This is a genomic window from Micromonospora sp. ATLC20 (assembly GCF_057196585.1).
Map to the genome: position 1 here is coordinate 1 of NZ_JBXUOV010000117.1, position 18,135 is coordinate 18,135.

Annotated in this window: 16 protein-coding genes; 6 read left to right on the forward strand and 10 right to left on the reverse strand. The window is 73.1% G+C overall.

Translation table 11 applies throughout. The features are described 5' to 3' along the window. The 7 genes from AC2CHG_RS21605 to deoC form a co-directional block, all read right to left on the reverse strand. Positions 1 to 748, reverse strand: a 748-nt coding sequence (locus AC2CHG_RS21605) for a cytochrome d ubiquinol oxidase subunit II (protein ID WP_484525442.1), incomplete at its 3' end; no start/stop codon positions are given. A gap of 11 nt (positions 749 to 759) precedes the next feature. Then, positions 760 to 2,007 carry a cytochrome ubiquinol oxidase subunit I gene (locus AC2CHG_RS21610; RefSeq protein WP_262012585.1) on the reverse strand — a complete coding sequence of 416 codons (1,248 nt, stop codon included), beginning with the start codon at positions 2,005 to 2,007 and terminating at the stop codon, positions 760 to 762. Positions 2,008 to 2,110: 103 nt separating this feature from the next. After that, positions 2,111 to 3,016, reverse strand: coding sequence for a M56 family metallopeptidase (locus AC2CHG_RS21615; RefSeq protein ID WP_262012584.1), 906 nt, complete (start codon positions 3,014 to 3,016; stop codon positions 2,111 to 2,113). Positions 3,017 to 3,026: 10 nt separating this feature from the next. Then, a complete protein-coding gene (locus AC2CHG_RS21620; protein ID WP_026268060.1) occupies positions 3,027 to 3,473 on the reverse strand; it encodes a BlaI/MecI/CopY family transcriptional regulator in 447 nt (148 codons plus the stop codon). Between the two features lie 250 nt (positions 3,474 to 3,723). Then, positions 3,724 to 4,548, reverse strand: coding sequence for an aldehyde dehydrogenase family protein (locus tag AC2CHG_RS21625; RefSeq protein WP_484525443.1), 825 nt, complete (start codon positions 4,546 to 4,548; stop codon positions 3,724 to 3,726). Beyond that, on the reverse strand, positions 4,541 to 5,971 hold the full coding sequence (locus tag AC2CHG_RS21630; protein WP_484525444.1) for an aldehyde dehydrogenase family protein: 1,431 nt from the start codon (positions 5,969 to 5,971) through the stop codon (positions 4,541 to 4,543). Before AC2CHG_RS21630 ends, AC2CHG_RS21625 begins: the two co-directional genes overlap by 8 nt. Before the next feature lie 5 nt (positions 5,972 to 5,976). Continuing rightward, complete coding sequence (gene deoC, locus AC2CHG_RS21635; protein ID WP_262012581.1) at positions 5,977 to 6,936, reverse strand: deoxyribose-phosphate aldolase; 960 nt, start codon at positions 6,934 to 6,936, stop codon at positions 5,977 to 5,979. A 136-nt stretch (positions 6,937 to 7,072) separates the two neighbouring features. Here deoC and upp point away from each other — a divergent pair, with 136 nt between their 5' ends. Next, positions 7,073 to 7,705 carry a uracil phosphoribosyltransferase gene (gene upp, locus AC2CHG_RS21640; protein ID WP_120571672.1) on the forward strand — a complete coding sequence of 211 codons (633 nt, stop codon included), beginning with the start codon at positions 7,073 to 7,075 and terminating at the stop codon, positions 7,703 to 7,705. Between the two features lie 98 nt (positions 7,706 to 7,803). Beyond that, on the forward strand, positions 7,804 to 8,478 hold the full coding sequence (locus AC2CHG_RS21645) for a GOLPH3/VPS74 family protein (RefSeq protein ID WP_484525445.1): 675 nt from the start codon (positions 7,804 to 7,806) through the stop codon (positions 8,476 to 8,478). Between the two features lie 88 nt (positions 8,479 to 8,566). Here the strand turns inward: AC2CHG_RS21645 and AC2CHG_RS21650 are convergent, their stop codons facing one another. Together AC2CHG_RS21650 and AC2CHG_RS21655 are read right to left on the reverse strand one after the other, a co-directional pair. Then, complete coding sequence (locus AC2CHG_RS21650) at positions 8,567 to 10,231, reverse strand: phospho-sugar mutase (RefSeq protein WP_262012580.1); 1,665 nt, start codon at positions 10,229 to 10,231, stop codon at positions 8,567 to 8,569. 49 nt (positions 10,232 to 10,280) lie between these two features. Further along, on the reverse strand, positions 10,281 to 12,293 hold the full coding sequence (locus tag AC2CHG_RS21655; protein ID WP_262012579.1) for a serine/threonine-protein kinase: 2,013 nt from the start codon (positions 12,291 to 12,293) through the stop codon (positions 10,281 to 10,283). Positions 12,294 to 12,496: 203 nt separating this feature from the next. Here AC2CHG_RS21655 and AC2CHG_RS21660 point away from each other — a divergent pair, with 203 nt between their 5' ends. Both AC2CHG_RS21660 and AC2CHG_RS21665 read left to right on the forward strand, forming a co-directional pair. Continuing rightward, on the forward strand, positions 12,497 to 14,080 hold the full coding sequence (locus AC2CHG_RS21660; RefSeq protein WP_135243294.1) for an acyl-CoA mutase large subunit family protein: 1,584 nt from the start codon (positions 12,497 to 12,499) through the stop codon (positions 14,078 to 14,080). 470 nt (positions 14,081 to 14,550) lie between these two features. After that, complete coding sequence (locus AC2CHG_RS21665; protein ID WP_366622737.1) at positions 14,551 to 15,810, forward strand: amidohydrolase; 1,260 nt, start codon at positions 14,551 to 14,553, stop codon at positions 15,808 to 15,810. Here AC2CHG_RS21665 and AC2CHG_RS21670 read toward each other — a convergent pair. Further along, complete coding sequence (locus AC2CHG_RS21670) at positions 15,767 to 16,771, reverse strand: DUF4349 domain-containing protein (protein WP_355506723.1); 1,005 nt, start codon at positions 16,769 to 16,771, stop codon at positions 15,767 to 15,769. The genes AC2CHG_RS21665 and AC2CHG_RS21670 overlap by 44 nt on opposite strands. A 124-nt stretch (positions 16,772 to 16,895) precedes the next feature. On the opposite strand from AC2CHG_RS21670, the gene AC2CHG_RS21675 reads away from it, so the two are divergent. Together AC2CHG_RS21675 and AC2CHG_RS21680 are read left to right on the forward strand one after the other, a co-directional pair. Further along, positions 16,896 to 17,525, forward strand: coding sequence for an MBL fold metallo-hydrolase (locus AC2CHG_RS21675; protein WP_366622735.1), 630 nt, complete (start codon positions 16,896 to 16,898; stop codon positions 17,523 to 17,525). A 2-nt stretch (positions 17,526 to 17,527) separates the two neighbouring features. Next, a partial coding sequence (locus AC2CHG_RS21680; protein ID WP_484525446.1) for a hypothetical protein occupies positions 17,528 to 18,135 on the forward strand: 608 nt, incomplete at its 3' end.

The following is an 18,135-nucleotide window of genomic DNA, read 5'->3' on the forward strand; positions in this document are numbered from 1 at the left end:
GGGCCCGGCCCCGCCGCAGCGCCGCGCGGGCCGCCAGCAGCGCCGCCACGAGCGCCAACGGCAGGAGTACGGCCACAGCCGGGCGCGCCACCGCGGCGCGTACCCGATCGGAGAGCACGCCCAGGACGGTGGCCGCGCCGACCGCGACGAGTGCGGCGGGCACCAGGCCGCTCGCCAGCCGGGCGAGGGCCGGGGCCTCGGCGGCGGGCAGCCGGAGCGTGAGGAACGTCGCACCGTGCACCGCCACCAGCGCGAGCAGCGCCAGCCCGGCGGCGGCGGCGAACGGGGTGGCGAGGTGGCCGACACCGACCACGTGGCCGTCGGCGCTCAGCGGCACGCCCTGGAGCAGCCCGGCGAGCACCGCGCCCCAGCCCAGCGCGGCCAGCACGCAGCCGACCACCACCACCCGGTCCCAGCGGGCGCGGGCGGCGGCCGAGGCCGGGCGGCTGCGCAACTGCACCCCGGCGGTCACCAGCACCACACCGGCCAGCGCGGCGAGCACCGCCGGGTAGAAGCCGGAGAGCAGCTCGCCCTCCAGCCGGGGGAACGCGCCGAACAGGATGCCGACGGCGGCCACCAGCCAGACCTCGTTGCCGAGGAAGAACGGCCCGAGCGCGGTGAGCGTGGCCCGGCTGCCCGGTGCCGGGCCGCGCCGGGCCAGCAGCAGGCCGACGCCGTAGTCGTAGCCGCCGAGCACGAGGTAGGTGGCGAAGAAGAGGCCGAGCAGGGCGTACCAGGCGAGTTCCACGGCGGGCTCCCTCAGACGAACACGGGCTGGTGGTGGGCGTCGCTGTCGGGCGCGGGCGGGCGGCCGAGCGCGGGGTTCTGCGCGCCACGGGCCGCGTGCCGGGCCATCAGCGTCCAGTTGGTCACCGCGAGCGCGCCGAGCAGCAGACTGAACCCGATCAGCGAGGTGAGCATCAGCCCCGGTGAGACCGGCGAGACGGCCTGCGCGGTGGGCAGCAGCCCGTACGCGGCCCAGGGCTGGCGGCCGACCTCGCGGGCGATCCAGCCGAGCAGCATCGCCACGAAGGGCAGCGGCAGGCCGAGCAGGATCAGCCAGAGCGGCGCCTTCAACCTGATGATCCAGTCGCGCCAGAGCAGCGGCAGCAGGAGCCAGAGCGCGCCGAGCGTGAAGCCGATCAGGATCATGAAGCCGAGGCCGACGTTGGAGAGCGCCGGCGGTTCCCAGTCGCCCGGGCCGAACCGCGCGGTCCAGTCGGCGACGAGCGCGTCCCGCTCCGGCCCGCCGCCGAACTTGGTCGGCTGGAGCTGCCCCACCGGCCCGAACTGGGCGAAGCCGAAACCCTGGAGCGTGCTGACCGCTAGGGCCGCGGTGACCAGGCCGAGCCGCAGCGAGGTGCGGAACAGCACGTAGTCGGGGGTACGCCGCAGCAGGTGCCAGGCGCTCACCGCGGCCATCAGCAGGCCGCCGGTGACCAGGCTCGCCGAGATCACGTGGCCGAACGCCATGCCGAACGTGGGGTTGGTGAGCAGCGCGCCGAAGTCGGTGAGGTGGGCGACGCCGTCGCGGACCTCGTACCCGACCGGGTTCTGCAGCCAGGCGTTCGCCACCATGATCCAGAAGGCCGAGGCGTACGCGGTGATCGCGACGCCCCAGAGCAGCGCCAGGTGCACGCCGCGCCGCAGCCGGTGCCATCCGAAGATCCACATACCGAGGAACGTGGACTCCAGGAAGAACGCCACCAGCGTCTCGATGGCCAGCGGCGCGCCGAACACGTTCCCGACGTAGCGCGACAGCCCGCTCCAGTTCAGGCCGAACTGGAACTCCATCACGATGCCGGTGGCGATGCCGAGCACGTAATTGATCACGTAGAGCTGGCCCCAGAACCGGGTCAGCCGCTCGTACACCGGCTTGCCGGTCAGGTAGCCGGCCGTCTGCAACCCGACCAGGAGCGTGACCAGGCCGAGCGTGACCGCCACGAACAGGAAGTGGATCGAGGTGGTGGTGGCGAACTGGAGGCGGGCGAGGAGCAGCGGATCCACTGTCGTCCTCCCATGGGTTGGCTCTCTTGTCGTAGCCAACCTACACGTAGCCTTGCTACCTATAGGGGTGCGCGAACCCGGAGAAGTCCCGTAGGGGGCGACGTCAGCTCAGGAACAGGGCGAACGGCAGGGAGACGAGCGTGCCCGCGACCGCCAGCGCCATCGCGCCGAGCACCCGCGGCGGGCGGTCCGCGACGAGCAGCCGCTGCACGCGTACGTCGAGGTCGCGGTCGCCGAGTCCGAGCGTGCCCGCCGGCTGGACCCGGTGCTCGGCGGCGGCGAACCGGCGCAGCGCACCGGCCAGCGGCGCGTCCGCGTGCAGCTCCCGGGCCTTGTCGTCGGCGCGCATCTCGACCAGCAGCGCCACCCGCGCGTGCGCGTCCCGCACCCACCGGAACCAGGGCAGCGCCCGGCACAGCGCGGTGAACGGCAGCAGCACCAGGTCGTGCCGCTCCTGGGCGTGCGCGCGCTCGTGGGTGAGCACCGCCGCCAGCTCGGCCGGGTCGAGCAGGTCGAGCGTGCCCGCGCTCACCACCACCCGGGGACGAACACCGGGCAGGCAGTACGCCGCCGCGCTCGGGTGGTCGAGCACCAGCGCGCCGGGCACCGTCGGGTCACGCCGGGCCACCAGGTGCAGCAACTCCCGGTGCCGGCGCTGGGCGCGGACCGCGCCGTGCAGGCTGCGTACCGTCGTGGTGAGCAGCACCGCGCCGATGCCGAGACCGACGCCGACCAGGCTGAGGTGCACCGCGCCCACACCGGCCGGCAGCGTGCCGTGGGCCAGGTCGTCGGCCAGGGCCAGCAGCGCGTAGCCGGTCGCCCGGTCGTACGCGTCGAGCCCCAGCGCCATCGGCAGCCCCATGGCGGACAGGCCGAGCGCCAGCCCGACCGCCTGCCAGCAGAGGATCGCCACCCGGGGCGCCCGCCACGTCCAGCGCGCGGCGGCGAGGACCTGCGCGGTCAGCCAGCAGGCCAGGATGATCGCGGCGAAGTGCAGGGCGTACGCCACGGCAGCCGCCCTACCGGTCCGTCGCCTCGTCGAGCGCCGGCCGACCGGGCCGGGGGTTCTCGACCCGGCCGGCCGGTCCGTCCTCGACAGTCGCCCCGGCCTCGGCGCCGAGCGCGGCGCGGAGCACGTCCGCCTCCGTGCCGGTCACCGAGCGGGCGAAGCGTACGAGTGCGGCGTCCCGGCTGCCGCCGAGATCGAGGGCTTCGAGCATGAGCTGGGCGATGTGCGCCTCGCGGGTGGCGGCCGGACGGTAGCGCCACGCGCGGCCCTCCCGCTCGCGCTGCACCATGCCCTTGCCGGCGAGCCGGTCGAGCACTGTCATCACGGTGGTGTAGGCGAGTTCCCGGCCGTCCAGTGCGTCGGCGACCTCGCGTACGGTCACCCCGCCCGACGAGGCGGGTGCCGCGTCCCACAGCACGTCCATCACCGCACGCTCAAGGTCCCCCAGCCGAGTCACCCGTCAATCCTACCCCCGGTAGTAGATCCCTTCCGCCGCCCCGGTCCCCGGTCCTCCCTCCGAAGATCAACGCCAGCTCGGGGAGGTGGTGTGGTCCGAGGCGGCTCGATGCAGCCACCTCGCCGTGCTGGTGTCGATCTTGGTCGGCGCGGGTGCGATCGACAACAGCCGCGGGAAGTGCGGGAACGGGAAGTGGCGGCAACCCGGGTGGGTGTGCCGCCACTTCGGGCCGGGACCGGACTGTCGCCGGTCAGACGCCCTTCGGGTGCCAGACCGTCTTGGTCTCCAGCAGCGTGGTCATCCGGGTGATGCCGGGGTCGGCGTACCAGTCGTGGTCGGCCGGGGCCGGCCGGAGCACCCGCTTGAGGTTCTCCGCGGCCTTGATCTCCAGGTCGGCCGCCAGGTCGGCATCGGTGACGCCGGTCAGGTCGATCGCGTTGACGTCCATGTGCGCGGCGAGCGTCGGCACGGTCTCGGTCAGCCGGCCGGTGAGGATGTTGACCACCCCGCCGGGCAGATCGGAGGTGGCGAGCACCTCGGCCAGCGTCACCGCCGCCAGCGGCGCCGCCGGGGAGGCGGCCACCACCACCGTGTTGCCGGTGACGATCGCCGGGGCGATCACGCTCACCAGGCCGAGCAGCGCGGGCTCCTCGGGGGCCACCACCGCCACCACGCCGGTGGGCTCCGGCGCGGACAGGTTGAAGTACGGGCCGGCCACCGGGTTCGCGCCGCCGTACACCTGGGCGACCTTGTCGGACCAGCCCGCGTACCAGACCCAGCGGTCGATCGTCGCGTCCACCTCGTCGGCCGGGACGCCCAGGGCGACGAACTGCTCGCGCCGGCCCTCCAGCATCTCGGCCACCCGGTAGAGGATCTGACCCCTGTTGTACGCGGTCGCCCCGGCCCAGCCCTTCACCGCGGCGCGGGCGGCCACGACCGCGTCCCGCGCGTCCTTCCGGGAGGCAAGAGACACGTTCGCGGATTGCACGAGATACGACCGTCCCGACTCGCTGCGCGGGAACTTCCCGCCGATGAAGAGCTTGTACGTCTTGCGTACCGCGACCCGCTCAGACATTGAGGTACCCCTCCAGCCCGTGCCGGCCGCCCTCGCGACCGTAGCCCGACTCCTTGTAGCCGCCGAACGGCGACGTCGGGTCGAACTTGTTGAACGTGTTCGCCCACACCACGCCCGCGCGCAGCCGGTCGGCCAGCCACAGGATCCGGGAACCCTTGTCGGTCCAGATCCCGGCCGACAGCCCGTACGGCGTGTTGTTGGCCTTCTCGACGGCCTCCGCCGGGGTGCGGAACGTGAGCACGGACAGCACCGGGCCGAAGATCTCCTCGCGGGCGATCCGGTGCGCCTGGGTGACGCCGGTGAAGATGGTCGGCGCGAACCAGAAGCCGCGCTCGGGCAGCTCGCACGGCGGCGACCAGCGCTCGGCGCCCTCGGCGGACCCGGCGTCGGACAGCTCCCGGATCCGGGCCAGCTGCGCGGCCGAGTTGATCGCGCCGATGTCGGTGTTCTTGTCCAGCGGGTCACCGACCCGGAGCTGGGTCATCCGGCGCTTGAGCGACTCCAGCACCCGGTCGGCCACCGACTCCTGCACCAGCAGCCGGGAACCGGCGCAGCAGACGTGCCCCTGGTTGAAGAAGATGCCGTTGACGATGCCCTCGACGGCCTGGTCGATCGGGGCGTCGTCGAAGACGATGTTGGCGGCCTTGCCGCCCAGCTCCAGCGTCAGCTTCTTGCGGGTGCCCGCGACCGAGCGGGCGATGGCGCGGCCGACCTCGGTGGAGCCGGTGAACGCGACCTTGTTCACGCCCGGGTGCTCGACCAGCGCCCGGCCGGTGTCACCGGCGCCGGTGACGATGTTCACCACGCCGACCGGCAGGTCGGCCTGCTGGCAGATCTCGGCGAACAGCAGCGCGGTCAGCGGGGTGGTCTCGGCCGGCTTGAGCACCACGGTGTTGCCGGCGGCCAGCGCCGGGGCGATCTTCCACGCCAGCATGAGCAGCGGGAAGTTCCACGGGATGACCTGCGCCGCCACGCCGAGCGGCTTCGGGTCCGGGCCGAAGCCCGCGTGCGGGAGCTTGTCCGCCCAGCCCGCGTAGTAGAAGAAGTGCGCGGCGACCAGCGGCAGGTCGACGTCGCGGGACTCCTTGATCGGCTTGCCGTTGTCCAGCGACTCCAGCACCGCCAGCTCACGCGAGCGCTCCTGGATGATCCGGGCGATCCGGAACAGGTACTTGGCCCGGTCCCGGCCCGGCATCGGACCCCAGACCTTCTCGTACGCGCTGCGGGCGGCGCGGACCGCGCGGTCCACGTCGTCGGCGCCCGCCTCGGCGATCTCGGCCAGCACCTCCTCGGAGGCCGGGTTCACCGACTTGAAGCTGCCGCCGGAAGCCGGGTCGACGAACGCGCCGTCGACGAAGAGCCCGTACGAGGGCTTGATGTCCACCACCGAGCGGGACTCGGGGGCGGGTGCGTATTCGAACATCGCGTTCAGTCCAGGGTGAAGTAGTCGGGGCCGGCGTAGACGCCGGTCGTCAGCTTGGTGCGCTGCATGAGCAGGTCGTTGAGCAGGCTCGACGCGCCGAACCGGAACCAGTCCGGGCTCAGCCAGTCGGCGCCGACGGTCTCGTTGACCATGACCAGGTACTTGATCGCGTCCTTGGTGGTCTTGATGCCACCGGCCGGCTTGACGCCGACCTGACGCCCGGTGGCGGCGCGGAAGTCGCGGACCGCCTCCAGCATCACCAGCGTCACCGGCAGGGTGGCCGCGACCGGGACCTTGCCGGTGGAGGTCTTGATGAAGTCGCCGCCCGCGAGCATGGCGAGCCAGGACGCCCGCCGCACGTTGTCGTACGTGGCCAGCTCACCGGTCTCCAGGATGACCTTGAGGTGGGCGTCCCCGCAGGCTTCCTTGGTGGCCACGATCTCGTCGTAGACCTCGGCGTACCGCCCGGCCAGGAACGCGCCCCGGTTGATCACCATGTCGATCTCGTCCGCGCCCGCCTCGACCGCCGCGCGCACGTCGGCGAGCTTGATCTCCAGCGGCGCCTGACCGGACGGGAACGCGGTCGCCACGCTGGCCAGGTGCACGCCGCTGCCGCGCAGCACCTCCGCCACGTACGGGACCATCGACGGGTAGACGCAGACGGCGCCGACGTGCGGGCAGCTCGGGTCCGCCGGGTCGGGACGCAGTGCCTTCGCCGCCAGCGCCCGCACCTTGCCCGGGGTGTCCGCCCCTTCCAGGGTGGTCAGGTCGACCATCCGGATCGCCAGGTCGATCGCCTCGGCCTTGGCGGTGGTCTTGATGGAGCGGGTGCCGAGTTGTGCCGCCCGCTGCTCCGCGCCGACCTGGTCCACGCCGGGCAGGCCGTGCAGGAAGGTCCGCAGAGCGGTCTCGGATCGTCCCAGCTCGGTGAGGTCCGACCGGGCCGACGTCGTTGTCGCCGTCATGCCCCGAATAGTACGCACCCGCGAGTCGAGTGATCTTGCTCACGAACGACCGGTCGTGAGCGTCATACGTGAGCGGTGTCGCTGGTCGTACCGCACCCGCCCTGCGCCCGGCCGCCAAACGGTAGGTTGAGCGATCGTGGACGTAACCGTCATTGACCATCCGCTCGCCCAGACGCGGCTGACCGCCATGCGGGACGCCCGGACCGACTCGTCGTCGTTCCGGGCCGCGCTGCGCGAACTCACCACCATGCTGGTGTACGAGGCCGCGCGCTCCTTCCCGGTCGAGAAGTACTCGATCCAGACCCCGGTCACCGCCACCGAGGGCAGCCGGCTGGCGAACCCGCCGCTGCTGGTGCCGGTGCTGCGGGCCGGTCTCGGCATGGCCGACGCCGCGCTCGGCCTGCTGCCCGAGTCGTCGATGGGCTTCGTCGGCCTGGCCCGCGACGAGGAGACGTACGAGCCCCGGGCGTACATGGAGTCGCTGCCGCGCGACCTCGCCGGCCTGCCGGTGCTGGTGCTCGACCCGATGCTCGCCACCGGCGGCTCGCTGGAGCACTGCTGCCGGCTGCTCGCCGACCGCGGCTGCACCGACATCACCGTGCTGTGCGTGCTCGCAGCGCCGGTCGGCATCGAGCGGCTGGAGCGCTCCGGCCTGCCGCTGCGCCTGGTCACCGCCTCGATCGACGAGGGCCTGAACGACTCGAAGTTCATCGTCCCCGGCCTGGGTGACGCCGGCGACCGCCAGTTCGGCGGCATGCCCCGCTTCTGAGACCGGTCCGGTGCGGAGGGACGCCCTCCGCACCGTGGACCGGCCCTACCCGGCGAGTCGATGCGCGGGGGTGCGGGGAGGCGCTAGCGTTCCGGGCCATGACTGGTGTTGCGCTCGCCGAGGAGCTGCTGCTCCTCGCGTATGACGACGAAACCGGCAAGGCCACCATGCCGCGGATCAGCCTGGATCTGGGCATGGCCGCCGCGGTGCTGGTCGAGCTGGCCCTGGCCGGACGGGTCGCGTACGCGGACGGGAACCTGGCGGTGGTCGACCCGGCCCCGACCGGCGAGCCGATCGCGGACGCCGTACTCGCCAAGATCGCCGCGGACACCCCGCACACGCCGTCGTCGTGGGTGCAGCGACTGCGGCACGGGCTGCGCGACCGGATCCTCTCCGACCTCTGCGGCCGGGGCGTGGTCCGCGACGTCGACGAGACCGAGCTGGGCTTCATCCACGTGCACCGCTACCCGGTCGCCGACGCCTCGGTCGAGGCGGACATCCGGCAGCGGCTGGCCGACGCGCTGACCAGCGGGCAGCTCCCGGACGAGCGGACCGCCGCGCTCGCCACGCTGGTCGCGGTGCTGCGGATGGAACCCGCGCTCGGACTGACCGGCTCGGCCGCCGAGGACGCCGGCCGGCGCCTGGAGGAGATCGCCGCCGGCGCCGGGTTCTCCGGCACGGTGAGCCTGGACGACAGCGTGATACGCCCGTCGATCAGCCTGGTCATCGCCGCGCTGGGCCAGGCCGTCGACGCCGCCCTCGGCAAGCGGTAAGGAAGGGCCCCCTATTAACGCCTCCGGTAAAGGAAGGGCCCCTTGTTAACGCCAGGCGTTAACAAGGGGCCCTTCCTTGCAGCAGGGGTCAGAGGCCCAGGGCGGCGGCGATCTCGTTGCGCAGCTCGGTCACCGCGGCACGCGCGCGCTGCCGGGCCGCGGGCACGTCGCCGCCGGTCACCGGCTCCACCACCTCCAGGTACGCCTTGAGCTTCGGCTCGGTGCCGGACGGCCGGATCACCACCCGGGCCGCGCCGGTGCGCAGGATCACCACGTCCGCGTCCGGGAGCAGGTCGGACGCCTCGGTCACCGGCTGCCCGAGCAGCGCGGTAGGGGTGGCCGCCCGGATCCGGGCCATCGAGTCCGCGATCACCCGCAGGTCCTCCACCCGGACCGAGAGCTGCTCGGTGTGGTGCACGCCGAACTCGGCTGCGAGCTCGTCCAGCCGGTCGAGGAGCGTACGGCCCTCGGCCTTGAGACCGGCGGCCAGCTCGGCGACGGTCAGCGCGGCGGTGATGCCGTCCTTGTCCCGGACGTGCTCCGGCGCGACGCAGTAGCCGAGCGCCTCCTCGTAGCCGTACACGAGCGGCTCTCGGCCGCCGCCGGCCCGGACGATCCACTTGAACCCGGTGAGCGTCTCGTCGTAGGGCAGGCCCCGGGCCGCCGCCATGGCCCGCAGCAGCGCCGACGACACGATGGTGGTGGCGTACAGGCCGGTCACGCCGCGCCGCATCAGGTGGTCGGCGAGCAGTGCGCCCACCTCGTCGCCGCGCAGCATCCGCCAGGACCCGGCGTCGCGTACGGCAACCGCGCAGCGGTCCGCGTCCGGGTCGTTGGCGATGGCGAGGTCGGCGCCGGTGCGGTCGGCGAGCGCGACCAGCAGGTCCACCGCGCCCGGCTCCTCCGGGTTGGGGAAGCTGACGGTCGGGAACGCCGGGTCCGGCTCGGCCTGCTCGGGCACCACGCCGGGCACGCCGAATCCGGCGCGTGCGAACGCGGCGGTCAGCACCGCGCCGCCCACCCCGTGCAGCGGCGTGTACGCCACCTTCAGGTCGCGCGGTCCGGCCGGGTCCACCACGGCGGCGGCCCGATCGACGTACGCGGCCACCAGGTCGTCGCCGAGCACCTGACCGGCCGGGCCGAGCGGCACCGCCGCGAGCGGGCCGACGGCGCGGATGGCCGCCTCGATCCCGGCGTCGGCGGGCGGCACGATCTGCGCGCCGGCGCCCAGGTCACCGCCGAGCTGCGCGCCCAGGTAGACCTTGTAGCCGTTGTCCTGCGGCGGGTTGTGGCTGGCGGTGACCATCACGCCGGCGACCGCGCCGAGCTGCCGGACCGCGAACGCCAGCACGGGCGTGGGCAGCGGCCGGGGCAGCAGCAGCGCCGGGCGGCCCGCGCCGGTGGCCACCTGCGCGGTGCGCTCGGCGAAGGCCAGCGAGCCGTGCCGGGCGTCGTACCCGATCACCAGCGGGCCCTCGCCGCCCTGGGCGGCGAGCCAGCCGACGAGCCCGGCGGCGGCCTGGGTGACCACGGCGAGGTTCATGCCGTTGGGCCCGGCCCGCAGCGGGCCGCGCAGCCCGGCGGTGCCGAAGGTCAGCGGACCGGCGAACCGGTCGGCCAGGTCGGCCGCCGTGCCGGGCAGCCCGTCGAGGACCGCGCGCAGCTCGTCGCGGTCGGCCGGGTCCGGGTCGTCGCCGAGCCAGCGCTCGGCGCGTACGCGAAGGTCGTCAAGGTCAGTGGTTTCCGCCGCCATTGCCTCATGAAAGCACGGCGGCGGATCACCACCGACCGTCGGCCTCGACTCAGTTCGCCGCCGTGAGCTGGAACGAGCCGACCATCGCGTCGAAGATCGGCTTGCTCTCGGCGAAGGTGGCGTCGCTGGAGGAGAGGTAGAACGAGTAGACCTTGCCGCCCTGGACCACGCCCCGCCACACGCCGTGCCGCTTCTCGTCGCCCTCGCCGCAGGTGTACTCGAACTCGGCGGCCGGCTTACCGGCCAGCGTCGTCTCGGTCATCGCGAGCTGTTCGTAGGGTTTGGCGCACGACTTGCTCTTGTCGCGGAGGTTGCGGGAGGCGAACTCGGCCCAGCTGACCGACGTGCCGCCCCAGTTCTCGGCCAGCACCCGCACCTTGCGGCTCTGGTCCTGCGGGTCGACGTAGTCGACGAAGACGCCACCGGTCTTGCGGTCCCAGCCCTTCGGCACCTGGACGGTGATGTCCTTGACGGTCTGCTCCTGCATCTCCACCGGCGAGGCGGCGGCCGAGTTCGACGGCAGCGCGCCCACGATCGGCGGGGGAGCGTCGTCGCCGCCGCTGGTCAACGCGATCACGCTCACCAGCAGCACCACGGCGAGGCCACCGGCGGCGGCGAGCTGGACCTTGCGCGGCCACGCCTTCACCCGGCCGAGCAGGCCCTTGGCCGCGCCCAGCGGGCCGCCATCACCGGCGGCGGCCGGTGCGGTGGCCGGGGTGGTCCACGCCTGGCCGGTGCCGGGCACCGACCACTGGTTGCCGCCGCCGTACACCGGCTGGGTGGCGTCGACGGTGCGGCCGTAAGCGGCGGGTACCGCCTGGGTCGCGTCCGCACCGGCGCCCGCCCCGAGCCGGACCGTGGCGTCCGGCGAGATGCGCTGGGTGGCCTCCGGCGTGCCCGGCCCGGACATCGCGCCGGTCGGGGTGTGCAGCGGACCGGCCAGCGCGTCGGCGCTGGTCTCGTCGAGCGCGGCGGCACCCGCTGCGGCCTTCTCGGCCTGGGGCCGCTCGCCGCGGCGCAGGGCGGCGAGGCGGTCGGTGAGCGACTCGTCCGGGCCGATCATCGCCCGGCCGCCGATCTGCCCGCTCGGCTTCGGCTCCGCGGCGATCGCCGGCGGCGTGGTCGGGCGCGGCACCGGCACCACCGCGTACGGGTCGGTGACCGAGTTGACGGCGGTCGCGGTGCTGGTCAGCGGCCCGGCGAGCAGCTCGCGCAGGTTGGCGCGGGCGCGGTGCACGTCCATCCGGCGGGCCGGGTCCTTCTCCAGCAGCCCCATCAGCACGCCGGTGAGCGGGCCGCTGCGCTGCGGCGTGGCCGGCGGGTCCTCGACCACTGCGTGCATGGTCTCGATCGGGTCGCCCTTGTCGAACGGGGGCCGGCCCTCGACCGCGGTGTAGAGCGTCACGCCGAGTGAGAACAGGTCGCTCGGTGGCCCGAACTCCTGGCCCATGGCCCGCTCGGGCGAGATGAAGTGCGGCGAGCCGAGCACCATGCCGGGCGTGGTGAGCTGCACGTCGGTGGGCATCCGGGCGACGCCGAAGTCGGTGAGAACGCAGCGGCCGTCGGTGCAGATCAGTACGTTCGCCGGCTTCACGTCGCGGTGCAGCACGCCGATCGCGTGCGCGACCTCCAGCGCGCCGAGCAGCGCGATCCCGATCTTGGCGACGGCGCGTGGCGGGACCGGCCCGTCCTCGATCACCATGTCGGCGAGGCTGCGGGCGTCCAGCAGCTCCATCACGATCCACGGACGGCCGCCCTCGGTGACCACGTCGTAGACCTGCACCACGGCCGGGTGCTGGATCGCGGCGGCGGCTCGGGCCTCCCGCAGCGTCCGTTCGTAGAGCGCGTCGCGATCGCTCGGGGCGAGCCCCGGCGGGAGGACGACCTCCTTGACCGCCACATCACGGCGCAGCAACGTGTCTGTGGCCCGCCAGACCGTGCCCATGCCTCCGTTGCCCACCGGGGAGCGCAGCGAGTAGCGACCACCGATGGTGGTGCCGGGCGCCGCGCGTCCAGTGGGGGGACTGGCCGGTCCGCCGCTCCACGTCGGAATCTGAGTCACAGAAAAGCCACCAGGGGATATCGAGGGGGCTGGGACACAACCCCTCTATCTTGCTGGTTCCGACGCCCGATGCGAAACCCGACGCGGCGGGCGTTTACCTACTCGACGGTATGTGGTCGGTCGCTCACCTCCGGTGGGTCGTGGCCGCGAGGTGTGCGGTATCCCTCACCCACCAGGCGGTCTGCGCGTCCTACCATCCGGTAATGAGCGATGCGCGGTCAAGCGAGTCGGGTTTCCCGATCCAGGGCGTCTACACGGCGGCAGACCTTCCGGCGGACCTGGACGCCCGGCTGGGCGAGCCGGGCGAGTTCCCGTACACCCGCGGGGTCTACCCGACGATGTACACGTCCCGGCCCTGGACCATGCGACAGTACGCCGGGTTCGGCACGGCGACCGAGAGCAACGCGCGCTACCACCAGCTACTGCGCGCCGGCACCATGGGCCTGTCGGTCGCGTTCGACCTGCCCACCCAGATGGGGTACGACTCGGACGACCCGATCGCGCACGGCGAGGTCGGCAAGGTCGGCGTCGCCATCGACTCCATCGAGGACATGCGCACGCTGTTCGGCGGCATCCCGCTGGACAAGGTCTCCACCTCGATGACCATCAACGCGCCCGGCTCGGTGCTGCTGCTGCTCTACCAGCTCGTGGCCGAGGAGAACGGCGTGCCGGGGGCGGCGCTCAACGGCACCATCCAGAACGACATCCTCAAGGAGTACATCGCCCGGGGGACGTACATCTTCCCGCCGAAGCCCTCGCTGCGGCTGGTCGCCGACACCTTCGCCTACTGCCGGGCCGAGGTGCCGAAGTGGAACACCATCTCCATCTCCGGCTACCACATGGCCGAGGCCGGCGCGTCGCCCGCGCAGGAGGTCGCGTTCACGCTCGCCAACGGCGTGGAGTACGTCCGCGCGGCGCTCGCCGCCGGGCTGGCCGTCGACGACTTCGCGCCCCGCCTGTCGTTCTTCTTCGTGGCCCGCACCACGCTGCTGGAGGAGGTCGCGAAGTTCCGCGCGGCCCGGCGGATCTGGGCCCGGCTGATGCGCGACGAGTTCGGCGCGAAGAACCCGAAGTCGATGATGCTGCGGTTCCACACCCAGACCGCCGGCGTGCAGCTCACCGCCCAGCAGCCGGAGGTGAACCTGGTCCGGGTGGCGGTGCAGGGCCTCGGCGCGGTGCTCGGCGGCACCCAGTCGCTGCACACCAACAGCTTCGACGAGGCCATCGCGCTGCCCACCGAGAAGGCGGCCCGGCTGGCGCTGCGGACCCAGCAGGTGCTGGCGTACGAGACGGACCTGACCGCGACCGTCGACCCGTTCGCCGGGTCGTACGTGGTGGAGGCGATGACCGCCGAGGTGGAGGCGGCCGCCACCGAGCTGATGGACCGGGTCTTCGACCACGGTTCGGCGGTGGACGCGATCGAGGCCGGGTTCCAGAAGCGGGAGATCGAGCAGTCCGCGTACCGGATCGCCCAGGAGATCGACTCGGGCGAGCGGGTGGTGGTCGGGCTCAACCGGTTCCGGATCGACGAGGAGGAGCCGTACGAGCCGCTGCGGGTCGACCCGTCGATCGAGGCGGCGCAGGGGGAGCGGCTGGCCCGGCTGCGCGCCGAGCGGGACTCCGGCGCGGTGGAGCGGGCCCTGGCCGAGCTGCGTGCCGCCGCAGAGGGGGACGCCAACGTGCTCTACCCGATGAAGGAGGCGCTGCGCGCCCGCGCCACGGTCGGCGAGGTGTGCGGGACGCTGCGCGAGGTGTGGGGGATCTACCGGCCCAGCGACCGGTTCTGAGTCGTCCGGCGGCGGCCCCGTCGCGCACCCTGAGTGCGCGGCGGGGCCGCTTTCGCGTGTGCGATTCGGCGATTCGGGTAACCGGATCGGGTGAACGGGACGGACAGCCTGTGCGGTTGGCGGTCGGGCGCTCGTGTCACCGTCGGGAGTCTTCCGGCAGCCGACAGTTGTCGTGCAATTGTCGGAGCGGCAGTTAATTGCCACGACTAATGCGACAATTCGGAACGACGGGTCGTTATTTGTGACCGATGAAACGGTTACGCGTTGTAGGAGGTGGGAGGCGGATGACGGCGTTCGACCGCGATCTACCTGCTGTCCCGCAGATATTCGAGCCCTCCCACCAGGGCATTCGTGACGCTGCGCGGTCCGACCGCTACGCGAAAGATGTTGCGCAGCGTCACCGTCGGAGGTCTAGGCTGTCTGCTGTCCGACCCGAAGATCCATCCACTTCTAGTGATCGAGAATTCGACGTGACGAGTGCGTTGACGCTGCCTTCCGGCGGCCCGCTGGCGTCGTCCCGGCCCGAGGCGCCGACCGGTTACCAGCCCCTGCCCTTCGAGCTCGACCATCTGCTCGCTCTGCGCGTACCGGGCCTCATCGAGACGCGCCGTCACATCCACTCCCACCCGGAGCTGTCCGGCGAGGAGTTCGAGACGGCCGCGCTGGTGCACCGGGAGCTGTCCCTCGCCGGGCTGAAGCCGCGTCTGCTGCCGAAGGGCAACGGCGTCATCTGCGACATCGACGGCCGCCCCGACGGCCCGGTGATCGCGCTCCGCGCCGACATCGACGCGCTGCCGCTGAGCGACCCGAAGGACGTGCCGTACCGCTCGACGGTGGAGGGCGTCTGCCACGCCTGCGGCCACGACGTGCACACGTCGGTGATGCTCGGCGTCGGCATGCTGCTGGCCCAGCTCGCCGACACCGGCCGGCTCGACGGCCGGGTCCGGCTGATCTTCCAGCCGGCCGAGGAGATCCTGCCCTGCGGCTCGCTGGAGGTCATCGAGGCCGGCGGCCTGGACGACGTGGTGCAGATCTTCGCGCTGCACTGCGACCCGAACCTGCCGGTGGGCAAGGTCGGCCTGCGGGTCGGCCCGATCACCGCCGCCGCCGACAACGTCACCGTCCGGCTCACCGGGCCCGGCGGGCACACCGCCCGCCCGCACCTGACCGTCGACCTGGTGGACGCGCTCGGCCGCCTGGTCACCGAGGTGCCGACGCTGATCAGCCGCCGGGTACCGGCCAACAGCGGGCTGCTGCTGGTGTTCGGCCACGCCTCGGCCGGCACCCGTTACAACGTCATCCCGTCCGAGGCGTGCGCGGCCGGCACGCTGCGGGTGATGGACCGCGACACCTGGGACCAGGCGCCCAAGATCGTGGCTCAGGTGGTGCGGGACGTGCTCGCCCCCACCGGCGCCACCGTCGACCTGGAATACCTGCGCGGCCGGCCCCCGGTGACGAACGACGCCCGGGCCATCGGTGTGCTCACCGCGGCCACCGCCGCCGCGCTCGGCCCCGACGGCATCGCCGAGACGCCGCAGAGCATGGGCGGCGAGGACTTCTCCTGGTACCTGGAGCACGTGCCGGGTGCGCTCGCCCGCCTCGGCGTCGGCCGGAGTGGGCCCAACGTGGACCTGCACCGGGCCTCGTTCGACGTGGACGAGCGCGCCATCGAGGCCGGCGTACGCCTCATGGTCCAGACCGCGCTGCGGGCACTGGCGGCGGCGCGCTGACCGGACCGTCGGCCGGCCCGGCCGGGCCCGGCGGCATCGGGCCCAGGCCGGGCGGCAGCATCGCGCCCGGGCCGGGCGGCGGCGTCCGCCGGGACCGCACCCGGCGCCGCCACAGGAGCAGCAACCACAGCGGTACGCCGATCACTACCGCGAACGGCAGCACCGCGCCGAGCACTGTGAGCAGGACCCGGGCCGAGGCCAGGAACGCCGTCCAGCCGCCGCCCAGCCCGGCCAGGAAGCCCAGGTCGGCCTCCTCCTCGGCGGTGCTGGCGTCCTGACCGAGGAACGTCACGGTGATGGTGGACAGCGAGGTCAGGTCCGCGAGCCGGCGCTTGCGGGCCTCCAGCGCGGCCAGGTCCGCCTGCCGGGTGCCCACCTCGTTCTCCAGCCGCACCAGCTCGTCCACCGACGTGGCCCGGGCCAGCAGCTTGCGGGAACTCTCCACCCGTGCCCGCTGGGTGGCGATCCGGGCGTCCAGGTCGACCACCTGCTCGGTGACGTCCTCGGTGCGGATCTCCCGGCGCTCCTGCCGGCCGAGACCGGCGAGCCGGTCGATCACCGCGGCGAACCGGTCCGCCGGCACGCGCAGCGTCAGCGCCGCCCGCGCCTCGGCGGCCCGGCTCGACCGCCGGTCCGCGCCGACGAATCCGCCGGCCGCCGTCACCGCGGTGGTGGCTTCCCGTGCGGCGGCCTCCACATCGTCCACCCGGACCTGCATGGTCCCGGTGTAGATGATGGACCGCTGGTCGACCCGCAGGTCCGCGCCACCGGTGCCGCCCGGGGCGGCCTGGTCGCTGTCCGCACCGCCCTCGGCGGCCGCGTCGCGTCCCGCGCCCCCGTCGGCGGCCGGCGCGGCCGAGTCGCTGCCGGAGTCCCCGCCCGCTCCGCAGGCGCCCATACCCAGTGCCGCTATCAGACCCACAGCCACCAGGGCCACGCCCCGGAGTCGTCGTCCGCCCATACCCCGTACTCCGATCGTCGGCGGCCCCGACTGCCGGGACCGATACCTCGGACGTGACGCGTGGTCGCGCCGGTTCCGGCAGACTGCGCTGAGGACATCACGATTCGATAAGCGAGGAGTCACGATGCAGGTGACCAAATTCGCCCACTCCTGTCTCCGGCTGGAGCACGACGGTGCGGTGCTCGTCGTCGACCCGGGTGTCTTCAGCGATCCGGCGGCGCTGGACGGCGCGGACGCGGTGCTGATCACCCACGAGCACCCGGACCATGTGGACGTCGGCGCGCTGACCCGGGCGCTGGAGCGGCGGCCGGTGCCGGTGCACGGTCCAGCCTCGCTCGCCGGGGTGCTCGGCGACGCCGCCGAGGCGCTGGTGACGATCGAGCCCGGACAGTCGCTCACCGTCGCCGGGGTACCGGTGCGGACGTACGGCGGGCAGCACGCGGTCATCCACCCGGACATCCCGGTGATCCAGAACATCGGCTACCTCTTCGCCGACGTGGTGTACCACCCGGGCGACGCGTTGTTCGTGCCCGACGACGTGCAGGTGGACACGCTGTTCGCCCCGATACACGCACCCTGGTCGAAGTTCTCCGAGGTGGTCGACTTCATCCGCGCGGTCGCGCCACGCCGGGCGTACGCGCTGCACGACGGGCTGCTCAACGACAACGGCTTCGGTGTGCTGGACCGGCAGTACACGGCGATGTCCAACACCGACTACCGCCGTCTGGAGCCGGGCACCCGGATCGACGCCTGACCATGGCCGAGGTGCCCGAGGAGGTGATCCGGCGGCTCTACGCCACGCCGCCGGACCGGTTCGTCGCGGCCCGGGACGAGGCCGTCGCGCAGGCGCGGCAGTCCGGTGACCCGCGTACCGCCCGGGAGATCGGCAAGCTGCGCCGGCCCACAGTGGCGGCCTGGCTGGTCAACCTGCTGGCGATCCGCCGGCCCGAGCTGGTCGCCGACCTCACCCAGCTGGCCGAATCGCTGCGCGCCGCGCAACGCGACCTGCGCGGCGGCACGCTGCGGGAACTCTCCGCGCAGCGGCGCGCCGTCGTGGGCGCGCTGGTGGCGGAGGTACGCCGGCTCGCCGCCGCCGAACCCGCCGCGCCCCCGGCCGGGAAGCTGCCGCTGGGCGAGGTGGAGGCGACACTCAACGCCGCGCTGTCGGACACCGAGGTGGCCGAACAGGTACGCGCCGGACGCCTGCTGCGGGCCAGCCACTACGCCGGGTTCGGCGAGGTGCCCCGCCCCCAGCTCCGGCTCGTGACAGGGGGCGAGGAGGCGCCTGTCGTACCGGATCGGGCGGCCGAGCGGGCCGACGCGCGCCGGGCCCGCGACGAGCGGGCGGCGCGGGCCGAACGGGC

Bases quoted from the DNA above. Each gene is read 5' to 3' on its own strand.
- AC2CHG_RS21650 (WP_262012580.1), bottom strand. From the start codon at position 10,231: ATGGCGGCGGAAACCACTGACCTTGACGACCTTCGCGTACGCGCCGAG.
- AC2CHG_RS21645 (WP_484525445.1), top strand. From the start codon at position 7,804: ATGACTGGTGTTGCGCTCGCCGAGGAGCTGCTGCTCCTCGCGTATGAC.
- AC2CHG_RS21630 (WP_484525444.1), bottom strand. From the start codon at position 5,971: ATGTTCGAATACGCACCCGCCCCCGAGTCCCGCTCGGTGGTGGACATC.
- AC2CHG_RS21625 (WP_484525443.1), bottom strand. From the start codon at position 4,548: ATGTCTGAGCGGGTCGCGGTACGCAAGACGTACAAGCTCTTCATCGGC.
- AC2CHG_RS21660 (WP_135243294.1), top strand. From the start codon at position 12,497: ATGAGCGATGCGCGGTCAAGCGAGTCGGGTTTCCCGATCCAGGGCGTC.
- deoC (WP_262012581.1), bottom strand. From the start codon at position 6,936: ATGACGGCGACAACGACGTCGGCCCGGTCGGACCTCACCGAGCTGGGA.
- AC2CHG_RS21675 (WP_366622735.1), top strand. From the start codon at position 16,896: ATGCAGGTGACCAAATTCGCCCACTCCTGTCTCCGGCTGGAGCACGAC.
- AC2CHG_RS21670 (WP_355506723.1), bottom strand. From the start codon at position 16,771: ATGGGCGGACGACGACTCCGGGGCGTGGCCCTGGTGGCTGTGGGTCTG.